We start from the raw sequence: 16,072 nt of genomic DNA, 5'->3' as shown, positions 1-16,072 counted from the left end.
CGACGGACGGGAGGCCCGGTACCAGCTGGCACCGGGCCTCCCGTTCGTCAGGTGGTCGCGTCGCGACCGCCTGTCAGTTGTAGTTCGCCACGCGGTTCGGCGAGGTGTTGCCGGCGGGCGTCGGAACGGCACCGCCGACCCCGTTGATGACGCTCGAGATGGTGCCGACGTCACCGAGGGACACCGTGACGAGACCGTGCGCCTTCACGCCCGGCGTCTGCGGCACCTCGAACGCCCGGTCCGCGTGCACGGACGGGTTCGTGTTGAAGAAGCAGTAGACACCCCCGCCCCAGATCTCGTGCGTGGTGACGTTCGCCGCGACCTTGTACGCCGCGTACCCCGCTCCGGTCGGACTCTGCCACGAGGCGTTGTCCGGCACGTCGTACGGCATCTCGTTCTGGAAGAAGATCGTCCGGCCGTTGTCGCCGTTCCACTGCACTTCGTACTGCTGGTAGTGCTCGACGAAGAGCCCGGTGGCGAGGACGTCGTTGCCGTTCACCTCGACACCCGTGGCACCGGTGTTGACCGTCCAGCCCGTCGGCGCGCCACCGTGGTCGGCGCGCCAGGCCCAGATGTGGTCGACGAGGGTGTCGTCGGCGTTGACCTGCAGGGTCGTCGTCGCCTTGCCCTGGATGCTCGAGCCGATCCGGAAGAAGACGTCCTGGATGCTCTGCGGGTCGGCAGCGTGGTCGACGTGCGAGCCGCTCGTGCCGAGTCGGACGAGCTGTGCGCTGTTCTGCGAGCCCGCGTCGACGACGAGGTTCGACACGTTCACGCCGGCGACGTCGGACGAGGTCAGCACGGCATTGCCGCGCGTCGGGACGAGTGTCGGGAAGCCGATGCCCGTGACGACGGTCCCGGGCCGCGTGACGTTGATCGCGGCGTCGAGCTGGTACGTGCCGGGCGTGAAGAACAGGTTGAGCCCCTGCGCGAGCGCGCTGTTGATCGTCGCCGCCGAGTCACCGGGGCGCGCCACGTAGAAGTTCCGCATCGGGATGTCCGTACCGGTGGTGTTCGGCCAGGTCACCCCGCTCGAGTTCTGCTTCAGGGACGGCACGAACACGTGGTACTTGTTCGACGAGTCGACGTACAGGTACGGCTTCTCGCGGGTCGTCGGCGTGGTGGCCAGCGTCGTGTAGCTCTTCGAGAAGTCGTTCGCCGGAGCGCCCTGCACACCGGAGAACGTCATGTTCCAGTTGCCGCCCTGCCACGAACCGAGCGTGGAGTTGCGGGTGTACCACTGCTGCTGCGACCCCGAGGTGACGGTGCCGTCGACCTTGCTGTCCGCGATGTACCCGCCGGACGAGTAGCCCTGGCCGCCGTCCTGGTTCGAGGGGCCCATCGTCAGGTTGCCCTTGATGTGCACCCGGCGCATCGGGGCCGCCTGCGACACCGCCCAGCGGTCGGTGCCGCCCTCCGGGACGACCGCGACGTTCTCGACCGACCGCCAGAAGTTCTGCGTCGCGTTCGACTCGTCGCCCGCGTTCCAGCCGGAGTCGACGTTCACGGCTCCCGTGATCGTGACGTCGTCGGGGTTCTTCCCGAGGCCGGCGACCGTCGTGTAGAAGCCGAGGTTCGCCCAGACACGGTTGTAGCTGCCCGGCTTGAACAGGAAGACGTGCCGCTGCGACCCGAACTGCGCCGTGGTGCTGCGCAGCTGCGCGTTGAACGCGGCGTCGACGTCCGCCTGGATCGTCGAGGTCGGGGTCGATGGGCTGTAGACCTTGACGTTGCTCCCGAAGTCCGGGGTGTCGCTCGTCGTGACCGCCTGGGCCGAGATCGCCGGGACCAGTGCCCCCACGACGCCGGCACTCACGGCGAGGGCGACGAGACTTCTCATCCGTCGTTGCATGATGCTCGATTCATGACCGGTGCGGCGTCGTTGCCGCACGGACGCGACGGTAGACCCGATCGTGCGCGCTCCGCAGTCGGACGAACGGCGGACAAGCGCAGCGTCCGGGAACGTGTTCGGCCGCCTGATCACCACCCGAAGGCGACCAGACGGCCGGGCTCACCACCCTGGGTGAGCGAGCAGAGCGCGGATACCCGGTCCACGCCCTCCCGCCATCCTGCCCGATCGCGGAGCGCTCCACCGCCCCCACTCCACGGGGGAGACCGGTTGTTCCCGCATCCGGCGCCCTGCTCAGGGCGCCGAGGCGACCGGGATGTCCCAGTACGTCGGCTGCTCGTACTGCTCCGACCAACCACGCCGCATCCGGGCGGCTGCACGGTCGAACGCGTCCACCGGGTCCGTGTCACCCGTCAGCAGGGCCTGCAGCCGGAGGCCGTCGTACAGGGCGAGCAACTGCTGCGCGCCCCGCTCCGGGTCCATCGTCGCCGGTTCCCGGCCGTCGCGGACGTCCGCGGCGAGCGCGGTGCGGATCGTCTGCCGGAAGTTCCGGTAGGCGGACCGGTAGTAGTCCGCACCGTCGACCTTCGGGTCCGTGGCCGCGGCGAGCGAGGAGGCGAGCAGGCGCATCAGGCCCGGCTCCTCGACGTGCGCGGCCAACAGGGCGTGCATGAACGCCACCGTGCCGCGTTCGGTGATCATCGGGAGCAGGGGTGCCGACACCGCGCGGGACCAGCGCTCGACGGTCGCCGCGAGCAGGGCGTGCCGGTTCGGGAAGAGCCCCTCGATCTCGGACACACTCATCCCGCTGCGCTCGGCCACCGCCTCGATGGAGAAGCTCGTCGTGCCGCCGTCGTGCAGGACCGCGATCGCGCCGTTCAGGGCGCGGGTGCGCGGGACCTCGTCGTCAGCCGCGTTCTGGTTCGTCAGCGGTGCGAGCGGGTGCTTGCGGAACCATTCGAGCAGGGCGCGGGCCCGCGAAGCACCGAACTCGGCATCGCTCGGCCGCTGCGCGGCGAACAGGTCGCTGAACCCCGGGACCTCGCGCATCAGCGGATCGAGGGGCTGGAACGCCATGGACCAGTCCGGGAAGGACCGCTGCTGCACCGGGTCGTCGCAGAGCACCCGGACGTTGGTGTGCCGCGGGTCGAGCCGGATCTGCTCGAAGCGCTCGTGGACGACGTCGTCCTCGCCCTCGATGATGCCGATGCAGTTGCTGTCGCGGTGCGCGAGCATGCCGGTGATGCCGAGGCGGGTGTTCTTCTCGCGGCCGACCGCCAGGATCTGGGCGAGTTCGGAGTCCGAGATCGGTCGGGTCTGCGTGCTGGTGTAGACGAGTGTGCGCACGGTCGGCCTTCCTGGTCGTGGGCAGGGCGGTGTGCCCTGGGACGAGTCAAGCGCGGGACGGGCGACCGCACCAGTCCCGTGTTCGGGTCGCGTGGCAGGACGGCGCGGCGGCGCCGGGCCGGAGGCACGAGCCGGACGGGAGGCGCGGGCCGGGCCGGCGCCGCGCCTCCCGTCCGGCTCGTGCCTGGCCTGATCGCTTCAACCCACGGACGGTGTGGTGCAGCGACATCCCGAGGTCGGTGAGCTCGTCCGTGACGGTCACCGGGACCGCATCCGGCACCTCGGGGTGAGCAACGCCACCGTCGAGCAGGTCGAGGAGGCGCAGGCGATCGCGCCGATCGTGTCGGTGTAGAACGCGTACGACCTCACGAACCGGCACGACGACGAACTCGTCGACCGACTCGCCGCGGAGGGGATCGCCTACGTCCCGTTCTTTCCGCTCGGCGGGTTCAGCCCCGTGCAGGCGGACGCCCTGACGGGGCGGTGCCACGCGGATGGCCGTCGCTCTGGCGTGGCTCCTGCAGCGCTCACCGAACGTGCTGCTCATCCCGGGGACGTCCTCCGTGGCGCACCTGCGGGAGAACATCGTCGGTGCGGGGGTCCTGTTGTCCGAGCGGGACGTGACGGAACTCGACGGCATCGCGGGGTGACGGCTTCACCACGAAGGGCCGGCCAGCTCATCCACCGTCGCGCTGGATGTCCGCGGCATCACCATCGCCGCACACCGACACCGCATCGATGCTGTAGCCCCGCACGTCGGCGAGGAAGTCGATCGATCCGGTCGGGCCGCCCACTCCGCGGACACCCAACGTCGGATCTGCCCCACCACTCTCGTAGCGCTCGGTACTGATGCCTCGCTTCTTCCACAACTCCTCGACCGTTGCGACGTCCTTCGCCGGGTCACCCTCGGTCTGGCCGCGTGTCTTCGTGTACGCGTACGCAGCCCCGCTCCCGCCACTGTCTCGGTCACAAGCCTCCACTGCAGGGCCGCTGTACACCTCCCAGCTCCCGCCGACAGCAGTCGCTGAATCATCGACGATGCCGGTCACCGCGTCCTTCGGCGGCTTCGTCGTGTCCGTCGTTCCCATCTGTGTCCCTCCGTTGCAGCCGACGAGCACCAGGGTCGTCGCACTGATGATCGTCGTGGCGAGAGCGAATCGCGCCACACTTCGTGGTCCTGCTCGCACCCTCAGCGCCTCGATTCCATGTAGTCGATGACGTCCTCCTGAAGCGCGGCAATGCCCTTCGGGTGGTACGCCGTCATCTCGTCCGACTGCCCCGTCGTGGCGTGAGCGACATTCCTGAGCGACTCAGTGTCCTTGTCCAGGTAGCCGGTTCCACCGGAGGTGTGCACTCCGTGGTCAGTTACGCCATTGAAACCTGAGGCTCCGTCGGCACCGAAGGTGTGCGATCCGAAGACGGACCAGGTCGGGTCGATGTGGTGGTCGGTGCTGAGATTCCGACCCGTAGCAGCCCATTGATCGCCTTCCCCCTCGCGCAGGAACGGAATGGTTCCGTCGGTGAGACGATTGACGTTCTCCGCCTGACCGGAGAAGACGCTGTCAGCGTTGAGATGATCTGCGGTCGGAATGGAGTCTGGTATCCCCGCCGAAGCGACCGTGACGAAGGAGTTGACGTGCACGCCCGACTCCGTCAAGCCGTACGCCGCGGTGGTCGTTCCGTATGAGTGTGCAATCACATTCGTAGTGACCGCATCACCACTCCGTACGGCGTTCAGCCCTCGGATCGAGTCCGCGAGTTTTGCACGGCCCGTCTTGGCGTAGTCGCTGTTCCACACGCCAGGGTCTACGCCTGACAGGAGAGGACGTGCCGAAAGGATCATCGTGCCTCTGGGGAACCACTTTCACGCTGCCGCTCCTCGACCGCACTGCCGTCCGCACACTCGGAAACGCCGACGATGCTGAATCGCCGCTTGTCAGCAAGGAAGTCCATGGTCGTCGCAGGCCCACCCCGGCCGCGGATCCCGACAATCGGATCCGCTGCACCCGATCGGTAGCGCTCTGTTGTGATTCCCTTGTCCTTCCACAACTCCTCGACGGCTCCGACCGCCTGCGTCGGGTCCGCGCTCGGCGCGTCGTGCATGAGGATGTAGGTGTAGGTGAGGCCGTCTTCGGCGGCATCCCCGCAAGACTCGGCCGTCGGCTCGCTGTAGACCGACCACTTGCCACCTACCGTCGACGCCGTTTCGTCCACGACTCCCAAGATTGACTTCTTCGCGTCTTCAGGTTCCACGTGCGCACTTCCGTTACAGGCGGTCAAGAGCAGCACCATCGCCGCTGCCGGTGCGATGGTGAGACCGCGGAGGCCGGTCTTCGATCTGTTTCCTTGGTTCATCAGTCTCCATTTGCGAAACGTCCGAGAAGGGCGTCTTCGAAGTCCAGGTCATGCCGATGGTAAGCAGTGAGTTGTTCCGGCTGACCGGTTGTCGCGAAGGCCACGTTCTGCAATGACTCCGTACCGCGGTCCAGGTAGCCGGTGTCCCCTGCGACGTGCACGCCGTGATCGGTCACTCCTGACAGACCGTCACTCCCGTCAGCCCCGAACGGTGTGGCTCCGAAGCCCGTCGAGGTCGGGTCGATGTGGTGGTCCTCACTGAGGTTGCGTCCGACGACTGCGTACTGGTCGCCCTGACCGAATCCGATGAAAGGGATCGTGCCCTGACTCGGAGCCCAGACGTTGCGCGCCTGGCCAGCGTAGAAATGGTCAGTGTGAACGTCGTCGGCGGTCGGGAGCGAATCAGGGATGCCGGCTGACGCGATGGTCGTGAACGTGTCCACATGGACGCCTTCTTCTGCCAATGCGTAGGCCGCTGTGGTCGACCCGTACGAGTGAGCCAGGACATTGACGGTGGGCATGTCTCCTGAGCGAGTCGCATCGAGTCCTCTGATCATCGACGCGAGCTTCGGCCCACCGGCCTTCGCGCGGTCGCTGTGCAGTACGTCGAGGTTCCCGACGGGCAGGGCGGGTGACTTGTAACCCATCCATGCCACGACTGCCCTGTCGGTCGGTCCCCCGACTCGCGCCTGCTCGTCATAGACGTGTTGAGACGCATCCACCCAGTCGAACATCTTCTCCGAGGATGAATTCATGCCCGGCACCGAGACGGTGACATTGCTCGCCGTGTCGAGGTCGCCGATCGACACGCCCGCGAGGGGCGGCTCGTCTTCGGACAGGAGGATGAGCGAACGCGGCGCCCGGCCGGTCCCAGCAAGGAGGGAGTCCTTGATGCTCTCGAGTGCCGTCAGGTTCTCCGCATCGCGCCGCGCCTCCGGACTGTAGACCCGACCCGGTCGGTCCAGGTCGTCGAGGAACGCTCTCGCTGACGCGATGCGCCGATCAAGCAGTGACACGTTCGCGCAGCTCCGCGCCCAGTACGGAACACCTTCGAGGTTACCAAGAACACGAAGCACAGACGTCGGGAGCGCCGACAGCCCCGCGGCATCATCACGTGTGAACCCCAACTCATCCCACCGCGCGGCCACCTGCGTGGGTGTCAGGTCGTCGGCCAGGAGAGCTCTGAGCTCTGTCGAGATGTCGTCGGCGATGATCGAGTCCATCGACGTGTTGGCAAGGGCACCGCCACCACCTGCGCGCTCGAAGGCCTCCGCGATACGAGTGACCCATGCGGAATCGGCACGGTTCTCCTCGAGCAGTTGTTCGAAGCCCTGCACCAATGACACGTTCCCGACCGGCGTCCATGTGCATGAACTCCGGAAGCGTGACAGGGCGGTCGCGACTGCTTCAGCGGTCGATTGAGCAGCGTCGTCCGCGATCCTGCTCGAAGCGGCGAACGCTCGGAGGTGCACCGGATCGGCAGAACTCCGACCATGACCGGTGCCACCACCCGTGCGAGTGCGCTTGTGCGCTGTGAACGCGGCTTCCAGCGTGGACGGAATCGTGGCCTTCTCGGACGGCTTCGGGTCGTAGGCGACGGGGAGTGCTGATGCTGGGATCAGCGCATCCGCCGCCGTGCGCCGCCGCTGCTCGTCTCGTTCCGCCCAAGCAGCGAGGTCCCGCTGGCGTTCCCGTTCTCCCGCCGCCTTGGTCTTCGCCCTCTCGACCTGGTCGGCGAGGTCGTCCAGAACTCCGGCGAGCTTCGGCCGGTCTGTCGCCTCGATCTTCACCGACTCGAGGAACCGATCGGCGTACGCACCCGCGAAATCCGTAGAAGCATCCTCGGCTGCAGCTCTTCGACCAGCACCCTGACCGCGGAGTTCCGCGCTGGCGTCGCGTGCGCTCCGGATCAAGCCGTCGGCCGCCCCGTCATCGAAATCGATCGAACTCATGGTCTTCTCCCCCCCGGGCGCACCCCGTGCCCGATTCGACGGTACCGCTCTCGAATGACTCACGTCCACCATGAGCACCCACCCGCCGGGATCCCGAATTCGACGGACACGAAGATGCGGCAAGGCGGAGCACAGGACCCCGATCGCCTCCCGAGATTCCTGGTCGGAGAGCTGAGAGTGCCCGCTCCCAGCGCGCACCAGCGGATTCATGGCGTCGCCCGTGTCAGCTCAGTAGTCTCGGAGAGTTCCTCCCGGGACGAGAAGGAGATGCGGCAGGCGAAGCCATGCACGGACGGATGCGGTGAACACTGTGACTGATGGGGAACGAATGCGTAGCGTCGCCCGAGCGAGTGTCGGCCTTGCACTCGTCCTGATGGCGGTGCTGACCGTGAGCGGCTGCGATGGCAACGCCACCGGCCCGTTGGCGGCGAAGAGGTCGGTCGTCGAGATGGTGACGAAATCGACTGAGGCGGTCGGTGGCGACTGGACGCTGTACCGCGGTCCCGATGCCGAGGTGTGCGAGCAGTCCGACGGCGAGGAAGGCGCTCGCTTCGTCTACATCCTCGAGCGGGCCGGGGCGGACGGTTCGGCTCCTGAGACCGACATCGCCACCGTCGAAGAGCTCTGGAAGAGCAAGGGGATCACGACCGAGCGCTTCGCCAGCGGCGGAGCCGATCCGCTCACCGGCATACGTGGCGTCGGTGGTCCCGTGACCTCGGTGGGCTTCAACGCCTACCCACAGCGCTACAGCGTCACCGGCGTGTCGAAGTGCTCCTCCGGGAACGTGAAGGACCTCCGGCAGCCAGAGTGATGCACACACGAACGTGTGCCGGCCTTGCGCTCCTCGTGACGACGGCACTGACCATGAGCGGCTGCAGCGGCAACGCCACCGATCCGTCGGAGGCAAAGGAGACGATCGTCGACCTCGTGGAGGAGTCGGCCCGTGCGGTGGGCGGTGCGTGGACGCTGTACAGAGGTCCCGCTGCTGAGGTCTGCGAGCAGCCCGGCGGCGGAGAGGGCGCACACTTCGTGTTCATCCTCGAGCGGGAAGGCGCCGATGGTCCTGCGCCGGCTGCGGACATCCGCACCGTGGAGAGCCTGTGGAGGAGCAAGGGGATCACGACCGAGCGCTTCCAGAGCGGCAGCTCGGAACCGTTGACCGGCGTGAACGGAGTGGGGGGTCCCGTCACGACGGTGGGCTTCGACGCGTACCCGCAGGGCTACGCCATCACCGGCGTGTCGAAGTGCTCGGACGGGGATGTCCAGGAACTGCGGCGTCGAGGATGACCCGACTCCGCGCGACAGCTGTGGTCGCCGTCTGCGCCGTGCTCGGCATGACCGGCTGCACCACCAGCACCGGTTCGGACCGCCACGACGTCGACCTCGCCACCGTGGAGGAAGAGGCCGTCAGCATCGTCGACCGGACCGCTTCCGCCGTCGGCGGTACCTGGAAGGTGTACAGCGGGCCATCCGTCGAGACGTGCGGTGACGGAGCCGAGGACAGCGCCCGGTACGTCTACATCGTGGAACGGTTCGACACCGAGGACACCGACCCGGCCGCGGACATCCAACTCGTCCAGGACCTGTGGGATGCTCAAGGCATCACGACCGCCGCGTACCGGAGCGGAGGCACCGATCCCCTGCTCGGCATGCGGGGCAGGGGTGGCCCGGTGACCTCGATCGCCTTCAACGCCTACCCGCAGCGGTACAGCATCACGGCCCTCTCCGGTTGTGCCGACGGCGACGTTGCCGAGCTCCGCGAGGGCCAGTGATCAGGCGGCTGGGTCGCAGCAGGAGGACCACCGCAGTGGTGCTGGTCCTCGCGTACGCAACCCTCGCGAGCACGAGTTGCAGCGATGACCGCGGAGCGCCCCCGCTGCGACCTGCGGAAGCCGAGGAGGACCTCATCGAACTCGTGCAGCAGTCCACCGCGGCGATCGGCGGTGAGTGGCAGGTGTTCAGCGGGCCAGCGGTGCGGAACTGTGGGCAACCGAACGGAGCAGACGGAGCGGCCTACGTCTACATCGTCGAGCGACTGAACACGGAGGGCGCCGACCCCGAGGCAGACGTGGCGTCGATGGCTGCATCGTGGGAACGTCTCCACATCGATGCGGAGCCGTTCCAGAGCGGCGGGGCCGATCCGATCAGGGGTGTCCGCGGTACCGGTGGTCCGGTGACGTCGATCGGTTTCGACGCCGACCCCGAGCGGTACAGCGTCACCGGGGTCTCGCAGTGTTCCGACGGTGACCCGACCCGGTTGCGACTCGAAGACTGAGCGATCACGGTCCCGCGCGCCGACACGCAGCTCGGACCGACAGCGCCGACCTGCCCGCAGCGAGCAGGGCCGCACCCTCCCGGGTACGACCCTGCTCGGGGTCAGCTCGCCGACCTCACTCGGTCCGGCGACGACGACGTGCCACGGTGATCCCCACGCCCGCCGTCAGCAGCAGGAGTGCCGCGAGCGCAGCCGAACCGATCTCGGCGCCGGTCCAGGCGAGGGACCCGGGACGGTCGGCGATCGAGCCGCCGGTCGAGCCGGAGCCGGAGCCACCACCGACGGTGTCGATCGGGCCGTTGCCCGTCCCGCCGCCCGGCGTACCGGCACCCGGGGTACCGGCGCCGGGAGCACCGGCACCGGGCGCACCCGGGCCGGGAGTCGGGCTCGGCGCCACGGGAGCAGCCGCGACCGTGATGACCACCGGGGCGGACGTGGAGGCGTCCGCGGTCTCGGTGGCCCCGAACACCGCCACCAGCGTGTGGTCGCCGACGCTCAGGCCGTCGGCCAGGGTCAGCGTCGCGACGCCGTCCGTCACCTCGGCGGTGCCGAGGATGGCGGCAGCGGCACGGGCACGTGCAGCCGGGTCGCCGTCACGGAACGTGACCGTGCCGTCGGTGTCCCGGCCGGTGACCGTGGCGGTCAGGACGACCTCGTCGCCCTCGACCGGCTCGGTCGGCGTGACGGACAGGACCGTCTCGGTGGGTGCGAGGACCGCGATGGTGACCTGGGCCTCCCGGCCGGAACCGGCACCCTCGGCGGAGAGGGCGAGTGCACCGAGGTCGGCGTCCTCCGCGACCCGCAGGGTCGAGGTGACCACGCCCGCTGCGTCGGCGACCACCGTGTCGGTGATCGTCGTACCGGAGCGGAACGTCACGGTCTCGCCGGCGCGGAAGCCCTCGCCGGTGAGCTCGACCGAGCCGCCCGGTGCGACGGTGTCGGCGGACGTTCCGAGCGTCACCGGGGTGACCGCGGCGGCGCGTTCGGCGCAGACGTCGCCCTGCGCGCCCACGGTCGGCAGCTCGGTCGCCGGTGCCGTGACACCGTCGTCCTCGCGGACGGTCAGGTTCGTGAACGCCGTGGCGCCCATGACCGCGTTGCGGGTGTTCGTGACGCTCACCTTGAACGCCGAACTCGGCGTTGCGGAGACCGCGGTGTTGCCCGCGGTCGGGACGGTGACGGCCTTGCAGGTCTCGCCGGGCGCGAAGGTCACGCGCTCCATGCCGACACCGACCGAACCGGTGGCGGAGCCGAGCACGCTGACGTAGCCGGTGACCGGCCGGTCGGAGGCGCGGGACAGGTACACGGCGACGTCGGCGGTGCCGGGGCCGTCACCCTCCTCGACCGTGGTCGGGGCGACGTTCACGGTGGTGCGGGTCGCCGCGACGGCGGTGCCGACGCTCGGGGTGTCGAAGGCGAGGTCGGACAGGTACACGCCACCGGTCCCGGTGCCGTCCGCGCCGACGCCCGCGGTGAAGCGGACCTCGCGGACGTTCGTCAGGTCGACGCCCGTCATCGAAGCCGTGGGGATCGTGAGCTGCTGCAGCACGATCTTGTTGAGCGTGGTGTTCGTGCCGCCCGGCATCCGGTTGACGGCGAGAGGGTTGATCGCCGATGCGGCGGTCGACCAGCTGCCTCCGGAGCCGTCGAGGACCGTGATCCGGAAGTCGGTGCCGGTGGGCACGGCTTCGTCGGGAGCGGTCTTCAGCGTCATCTGCGTGCTGCCGGTGACGTTGCGCGCGGACGCGGGGACGGAGACGCGGAGTTCCCCGGTGCTCGGCACCGCGGGGTCCGTCGTCGAGGCACCCGTCCAGAGGAACCGTGTGGTGGGGAACGTCGGGACGTTCGGGGCGAACGAGCCCGGCGTCCAGTGCGGGACCTGGGCCGAGGCCTTCGTCGTGGCGCAGAACGGGTTCGACTGCGGCAGCGTCCGACCGGTCAGGTTGGTGCAGACCGCGGCCGTGGCACCGCCGACCGTGCGGATGAGCGAACTCGAGGTCGTGAAGTCGGTGACGAGCTTCGTCGTGGACGAGGGCTGCGCGGCCATGGTGCGGACGTCGGCGTACGGCGTCGCGGTGGTCGACGGCTTGACCGAACCGTCGAACATCGACCGGAACTGGGTCTCGCCGCCCATCGTCAGGCGGAAGAAGCCGGTCATGTAGCTGACGCCGACCTGGTACTGCTGCGCCGCGGTGAGGCGGGTGGGGTTGGTCGTCGAGCAGGTGGACGTGGTGTCGCTCGTCCGCCAGTCGTCGCCCGTGGCGGCCGGGTACAGGCCCGGGGTCCACACGGTGTTGAAGAAGTTGTGGTTGGCGCCCATCACCCAGACGGCGGACCGGAGCACGTCGTCGTCGAAGGCGTGCCGGGAGTCGTCGATGAAGTGCTGCCCCTGCTGGTTCGACACGTCGCCGTCGCAGTACGGCAGGAAGACGGACGTCGGGACGTCCGGCAGCGTCATGCGGCCGAAGTCGACGGGGGCGAGCGGCAGGACCGCCTCGATGCCGTACGGCTTCGGGAGCGCCTGGTTGAGGGTCGCGGCCGAGACGACGCCCTCACCGCCGCGGGAGTGACCCATGACACCGACGTGGGTCAGGTCGAACCGGCCCTTCAGCGATGCTGCCGTGACGCCGGAGGCGGCGGCCGGCTGGTCGGCACGGGTGGTCGCGCGGACGAGTGCGTCGTCGAGCGTGCGGGTCGTGGTCGTGCTCGGGGCGGCGTCGGTCGCGGTGGTGACGTCGTCGTACGAGACGGCTGCACCGGCGTCGGCCTTGCCGAGCATCTCGAGCGTGTCGAGGACGAGCTGGCCCCGGGCCTCGGCGCCGTAGTCGAGCGCGAGCTGGTTGTCGTTCGAGTTCACGGCATTGGCGGCGATCGACACGACGTTGTAGCCGCGGGTCGCGAGTGCGCGCGCGGTGCCCTCGTAGCCGAGGTACGAGCGGACGTTCATCTGCGTGGGACCGCAGGGCCAGCGCAGCGGGTTCGCGCCGGTGCCCGAGCAGGAGGTGTGCCGACCGTGCAGCAGCACGACCGTCGGTCGCTGCCCGGCCGCGCTGGTCAGGTACATCTTGCCCGTGAGCTCGCCGCGGATGCCGCCGATCGCCGCGAGCGGGACCGCCTGGTCACCGAAGTCGTACTCGGCCTCGGTCACCGTGAAGGCGCCGGGGGTCGAGGGGTCCTCCACCGCGGCGGTGGTCGCGAGCGACTTCATCTGCCGCTTGAGCGTCCGGTTCTCCGGGACGGGCGGGGTGACGGGCGCGGTCGTCGTCTCGGTCGCCTTGTCCTCGTCCCCGCTCGACCATGCCTTGGTGACGTCGCTCGCGTCGGCGACGGACCGGTCCGCGGTGAGGACCTGGAGCGTCTTCCCGTCGGCCGACTCGGTCGCGAAGCCGATGGGTTCGCCGTCGACGACGAGCGTGGGTGCGTCGTCGACCATCGGCAGCGGCTCGTCCAGGTCGAGGGACACCAGGTAGCCGCCGGGGGTGGTGGTCACGTCCCAGTCGCTGCCGGAGGCGACGACCGGGTCAGGGGTGGGCGCCGCGAACGCAGGGACTGCGGTCAGGGCGAGGGCGGGAGTCAGCGTGGCGGTGATCGCCAGGGCGGCGAGCCGACTCCGGGACAGGGATCTGGACAAGGGTCTCCTCGAGTGAAGGGGTTCTCAGAGGAAGCTTCGAGGCACCTCGGGATCCGCTGGGCTCGGGAAACGGGGTCGTAACGAACAGTTGACGGCCGGGAAACACTGCACGTGTCGCTCAGCCGGAGAACGCAGGCGACCGTCCGGACGGGCTGGCGGTCAGGGCGCCACGAGGAGCGCGTCGGTCTCCTCCGCCGTCGGCGCCGTCGCCGGGCCCGGCCTGGTCACCGCGAGCGCCGCCGCCGCGTTCGCACGCCGGACCGCGTCCTGGAGGCCCGCCCCACGTCCCAGCGCCGCCACCAGCACGCCGGCGTGCGCGTCACCCGCACCGTTGGTGTCGACCGCCACGACGGGGAACCCGGGGACCAGGACCGGCGCGCTGCCGTCCTCGACCACCCAACAGCCGTCGGCTCCGTCCCGCACCAGCGCGGTGCCCCGCGCTGCCGCTGCTACGGCGGTGGCCGCGTCGGCGAGGGTGGCCGACGTCGGGGACATGAGGCGGGCCTCCCGGCTGTTGGCACTGACCACGTCGGACCGGGCGGACACGGCCGACAGGGTCGACGCCGGCAGGGTGTCGACCAGCGGTGACGGGTCGAACACGACCCGGACCGACGGCGGGACGGTCTCGAGCCAGTCCGCGATCGCCGCTCCGTTGACCGGGTGGGCGAGGCCGTAGCCGGAGACGAACACGACGTCGTCGTCGCGCAGCTCAACGCGGTCGAGGTCGGTGCGGGTGAGCTGCCCCTCCGCGCCGACGCTCGTGACGAAGGTGCGCTCGGTGGTGGCGTCGACGAGGGCCACGCAGTACCCGCTGTCGACGTCGGCGAGGCCGGGCTGCACGACGGTGACGCCCGAGTCGGCGAGGGCCCGGCGGACGACGTCCCCGAACGGGCCGGTGCCGTACTGACCGGCGAAGACGACCTCCATGCCGTCGCGACGGGCGGCGACCATGGTGTTGAGGCCGCCGCCGGCGGTGATCTCCGACGCGTCCGCGATGACGTCCCCGCCCGGCTCGGGCAGGGCGCCGATGCGCATCACGATGTCGACGATGACGTTGCCGACCGAGACGAGGCGGCTCATCGGACGGTGTGCTCGGTGTGCGGGAGCGGCGCGGACTGGTCGGGCTGCTCGTGCAGCGTGCCACGGGGGCCGCCGGTGAGCAGGTAGACCGCGGCCGCGACGATGAACGTGACGACCCAGCCGAGGCCGTTCGCGCCGGTCCAGGTGTCCGAGAACGCCCCGACGAACACCGGGTCGGCGTCGCCCACCTGGACGTTGGTGAACAGGAAGCCGACGACGATCGCGACGACCCAGGCGATGACCGCGCGCCAGGCGACCCCACCGGCGTACCAGTAGCGGCCTCCGCGGCGGAGGTCGAGGAGCGCTGCCGGGTCGTACCAGGTGCGGCGGACCATGTCGGCGATGAAGACGCCGAGCCACGCGGTGATCGGCACGGCGAGGACCGAGATGAAGGTGATGAACGGGGCGTAGAAGCCGTCGGCGACGAGCATGAAGTACATGGCGCCGAGCGTGGTGATGACGACGTCGACCGCGACCGCCCAGACGCGCGGGACCGTGATGCCGAGGGTCAGCGTGGTGAGGCTCGCCGAGTACACCGACAGGTGGTTCGACAACAGCAGTCCGCCGAACGCGGCGATGAGGTACGGGACGGCCATCCAGCTCGGCAGCATGTCGCGGATCGCGGCGACCGGGTCGCCGGCCTGGGCGAGGGTCGGGTCGCCGGCCGAGACGAGGGACCCGAGTCCGACCAGGACGACGAGCGGGATGCCGGCACCCGCGGCACTGGCGGCGATGAGCTTGCCGGCGCGGACGCTGGTGCGCGTGTACCGGGCGATGTCGGCACCGGCGGTGGCCCAGCCGATGCCGGTCCCGGCCGCGATGGTCCCGATGCCGATCACCATCGCGGCGACGGGGCCGGCGGCCTGCGCACCGACGACGTCCCAGTCGATGCGGGCGACCAGGAACACGGCGACGAAGACGTTCAGTGCGCCGAAGACCCACGTCGCCCACTTCTGCACGGCGACGATGAACGCGTGACCGAGGCCCGAGATGAGCACGGTCGCGGCGACGAACAGCAGGATCGCCACGATCGTGACGACCGGGTGCGCCTTCGAGCCCCCGTCGGTGCCGAACAGGATCGTGAACAGCGACAGCAGCACGAACGCGGCGGTCGTGGTGTTCACGGTCTCCCAGCCCAGGCGGCTCAGGAGCGAGATGAACGTCGGGCCGATGTTGCCGCGGACGCCGAACACCGCTCGGCTCAGGGTCAGACCCGGTGCTCCGCCGCGGCGACCGGCGATCGAGATGACCCCGACGACGGCGAACGACCCGGCGGCGCCGATCACGGCGACGAGCAGCGCCTGCCACACGGTCAGCCCCTGGAACGCGACGAGTGTGGCGCCCAGGGGCAGGCCGAGGATCGAGATGTTCGCGGCGAACCAGACCCAGAACAGCGCGCCCGGTGTCCCGGTGCGTTCGGCGACGGGCACCGGCTCGATGCCGCGCTGCTCGATGGTGGTCAGGGTCCCGGCGCGGGTGGTGGCGTCGGTCGGGGTGCTGGTCATCAGGTCCTCTTACGTCATCGGAAGGGTGCGAGGGGGGGGCCGGGCGGCGGCAAGGGGGGAACCGCCGCCCGGCGGTCA

15 protein-coding genes are annotated in these 16,072 nt (G+C 69.5%); 6 read left to right on the top strand and 9 right to left on the bottom strand.

Features of this window, described 5'->3' with window-relative positions; all coding sequences use genetic code 11:
• Positions 1–73 precede the first annotated feature (73 nt).
• Positions 74–1,840: a hypothetical protein gene (locus DEI83_RS11785; RefSeq protein WP_111082144.1), complete on the bottom strand. Its 1,767-nt coding sequence runs from the start codon at positions 1,838–1,840 to the stop codon at positions 74–76.
• Between the two features lie 303 nt (positions 1,841–2,143).
• A complete protein-coding gene (locus tag DEI83_RS11780; RefSeq protein WP_111082143.1) occupies positions 2,144–3,196 on the bottom strand; it encodes a BLUF domain-containing protein in 1,053 nt (350 codons plus the stop codon).
• Between the two features lie 217 nt (positions 3,197–3,413).
• On the opposite strand from DEI83_RS11780, the gene DEI83_RS16350 reads away from it, so the two are divergent.
• Together DEI83_RS16350 and DEI83_RS16345 are read left to right on the top strand one after the other, a co-directional pair.
• Positions 3,414–3,548: a hypothetical protein gene (locus DEI83_RS16350; RefSeq protein ID WP_309146593.1), complete on the top strand. Its 135-nt coding sequence runs from the start codon at positions 3,414–3,416 to the stop codon at positions 3,546–3,548.
• A gap of 142 nt (positions 3,549–3,690) precedes the next feature.
• Positions 3,691–3,846 carry an aldo/keto reductase gene (locus tag DEI83_RS16345; RefSeq protein WP_309146592.1) on the top strand — a complete coding sequence of 52 codons (156 nt, stop codon included), beginning with the start codon at positions 3,691–3,693 and terminating at the stop codon, positions 3,844–3,846.
• Positions 3,847–3,873: 27 nt separating this feature from the next.
• Here DEI83_RS16345 and DEI83_RS11770 read toward each other — a convergent pair whose 3' ends face one another.
• From DEI83_RS11770 to DEI83_RS11755, 4 genes are all read right to left on the bottom strand, one after another.
• On the bottom strand, positions 3,874–4,284 hold the full coding sequence (locus DEI83_RS11770) for a hypothetical protein (protein WP_146243328.1): 411 nt from the start codon (positions 4,282–4,284) through the stop codon (positions 3,874–3,876).
• Between the two features lie 101 nt (positions 4,285–4,385).
• Positions 4,386–5,039, bottom strand: a complete 654-nt coding sequence (locus DEI83_RS11765; RefSeq protein ID WP_111082141.1) for an alpha/beta hydrolase — start codon at positions 5,037–5,039, stop codon at positions 4,386–4,388.
• On the bottom strand, positions 5,036–5,551 hold the full coding sequence (locus DEI83_RS11760; RefSeq protein WP_146243327.1) for a hypothetical protein: 516 nt from the start codon (positions 5,549–5,551) through the stop codon (positions 5,036–5,038). Before DEI83_RS11760 ends, DEI83_RS11765 begins: the two co-directional genes overlap by 4 nt.
• A complete protein-coding gene (locus tag DEI83_RS11755; RefSeq protein WP_181431195.1) occupies positions 5,551–7,503 on the bottom strand; it encodes an alpha/beta hydrolase in 1,953 nt (650 codons plus the stop codon). Before DEI83_RS11755 ends, DEI83_RS11760 begins: the two co-directional genes overlap by 1 nt.
• A gap of 373 nt (positions 7,504–7,876) precedes the next feature.
• Here DEI83_RS11755 and DEI83_RS11750 point away from each other — a divergent pair, with 373 nt between their 5' ends.
• From DEI83_RS11750 to DEI83_RS11735, 4 genes are read left to right on the top strand one after another with little or no spacing between them, the layout of a single operon-like run.
• A complete protein-coding gene (locus tag DEI83_RS11750) occupies positions 7,877–8,314 on the top strand; it encodes a hypothetical protein (protein WP_111082138.1) in 438 nt (145 codons plus the stop codon).
• Positions 8,272–8,790 carry a hypothetical protein gene (locus DEI83_RS11745; RefSeq protein ID WP_146243326.1) on the top strand — a complete coding sequence of 173 codons (519 nt, stop codon included), beginning with the start codon at positions 8,272–8,274 and terminating at the stop codon, positions 8,788–8,790. Before DEI83_RS11750 ends, DEI83_RS11745 begins: the two co-directional genes overlap by 43 nt.
• Positions 8,787–9,275, top strand: coding sequence for a hypothetical protein (locus DEI83_RS11740; RefSeq protein WP_146243325.1), 489 nt, complete (start codon positions 8,787–8,789; stop codon positions 9,273–9,275). Before DEI83_RS11745 ends, DEI83_RS11740 begins: the two co-directional genes overlap by 4 nt.
• 35 nt (positions 9,276–9,310) lie before the next feature.
• Positions 9,311–9,778: a hypothetical protein gene (locus DEI83_RS11735; protein WP_111082135.1), complete on the top strand. Its 468-nt coding sequence runs from the start codon at positions 9,311–9,313 to the stop codon at positions 9,776–9,778.
• 115 nt (positions 9,779–9,893) lie between these two features.
• Here DEI83_RS11735 and DEI83_RS11730 read toward each other — a convergent pair whose 3' ends face one another.
• The 3 genes from DEI83_RS11730 to DEI83_RS11720 form a co-directional block, all read right to left on the bottom strand.
• Positions 9,894–13,409, bottom strand: a complete 3,516-nt coding sequence (locus tag DEI83_RS11730) for an Ig-like domain-containing protein (protein ID WP_146243324.1) — start codon at positions 13,407–13,409, stop codon at positions 9,894–9,896.
• A gap of 159 nt (positions 13,410–13,568) precedes the next feature.
• Positions 13,569–14,489: a PfkB family carbohydrate kinase gene (locus tag DEI83_RS11725; RefSeq protein WP_111082133.1), complete on the bottom strand. Its 921-nt coding sequence runs from the start codon at positions 14,487–14,489 to the stop codon at positions 13,569–13,571.
• The gene (locus DEI83_RS11720) at positions 14,486–15,994 is read right to left on the bottom strand and encodes a cytosine permease (protein WP_111082132.1); all 1,509 of its coding nucleotides are present in this window, start codon (positions 15,992–15,994) and stop codon (positions 14,486–14,488) included. The genes DEI83_RS11725 and DEI83_RS11720 overlap by 4 nt, the downstream gene beginning before the upstream one ends.
• Positions 15,995–16,072: the final 78 nt, after the last annotated feature.

The organism is Curtobacterium sp. MCBD17_021, from assembly GCF_003234525.1.
In the GTDB taxonomy this organism is placed as follows: domain Bacteria; phylum Actinomycetota; class Actinomycetes; order Actinomycetales; family Microbacteriaceae; genus Curtobacterium.
This window is presented reverse-complemented; position numbering and strand designations above follow the sequence as displayed.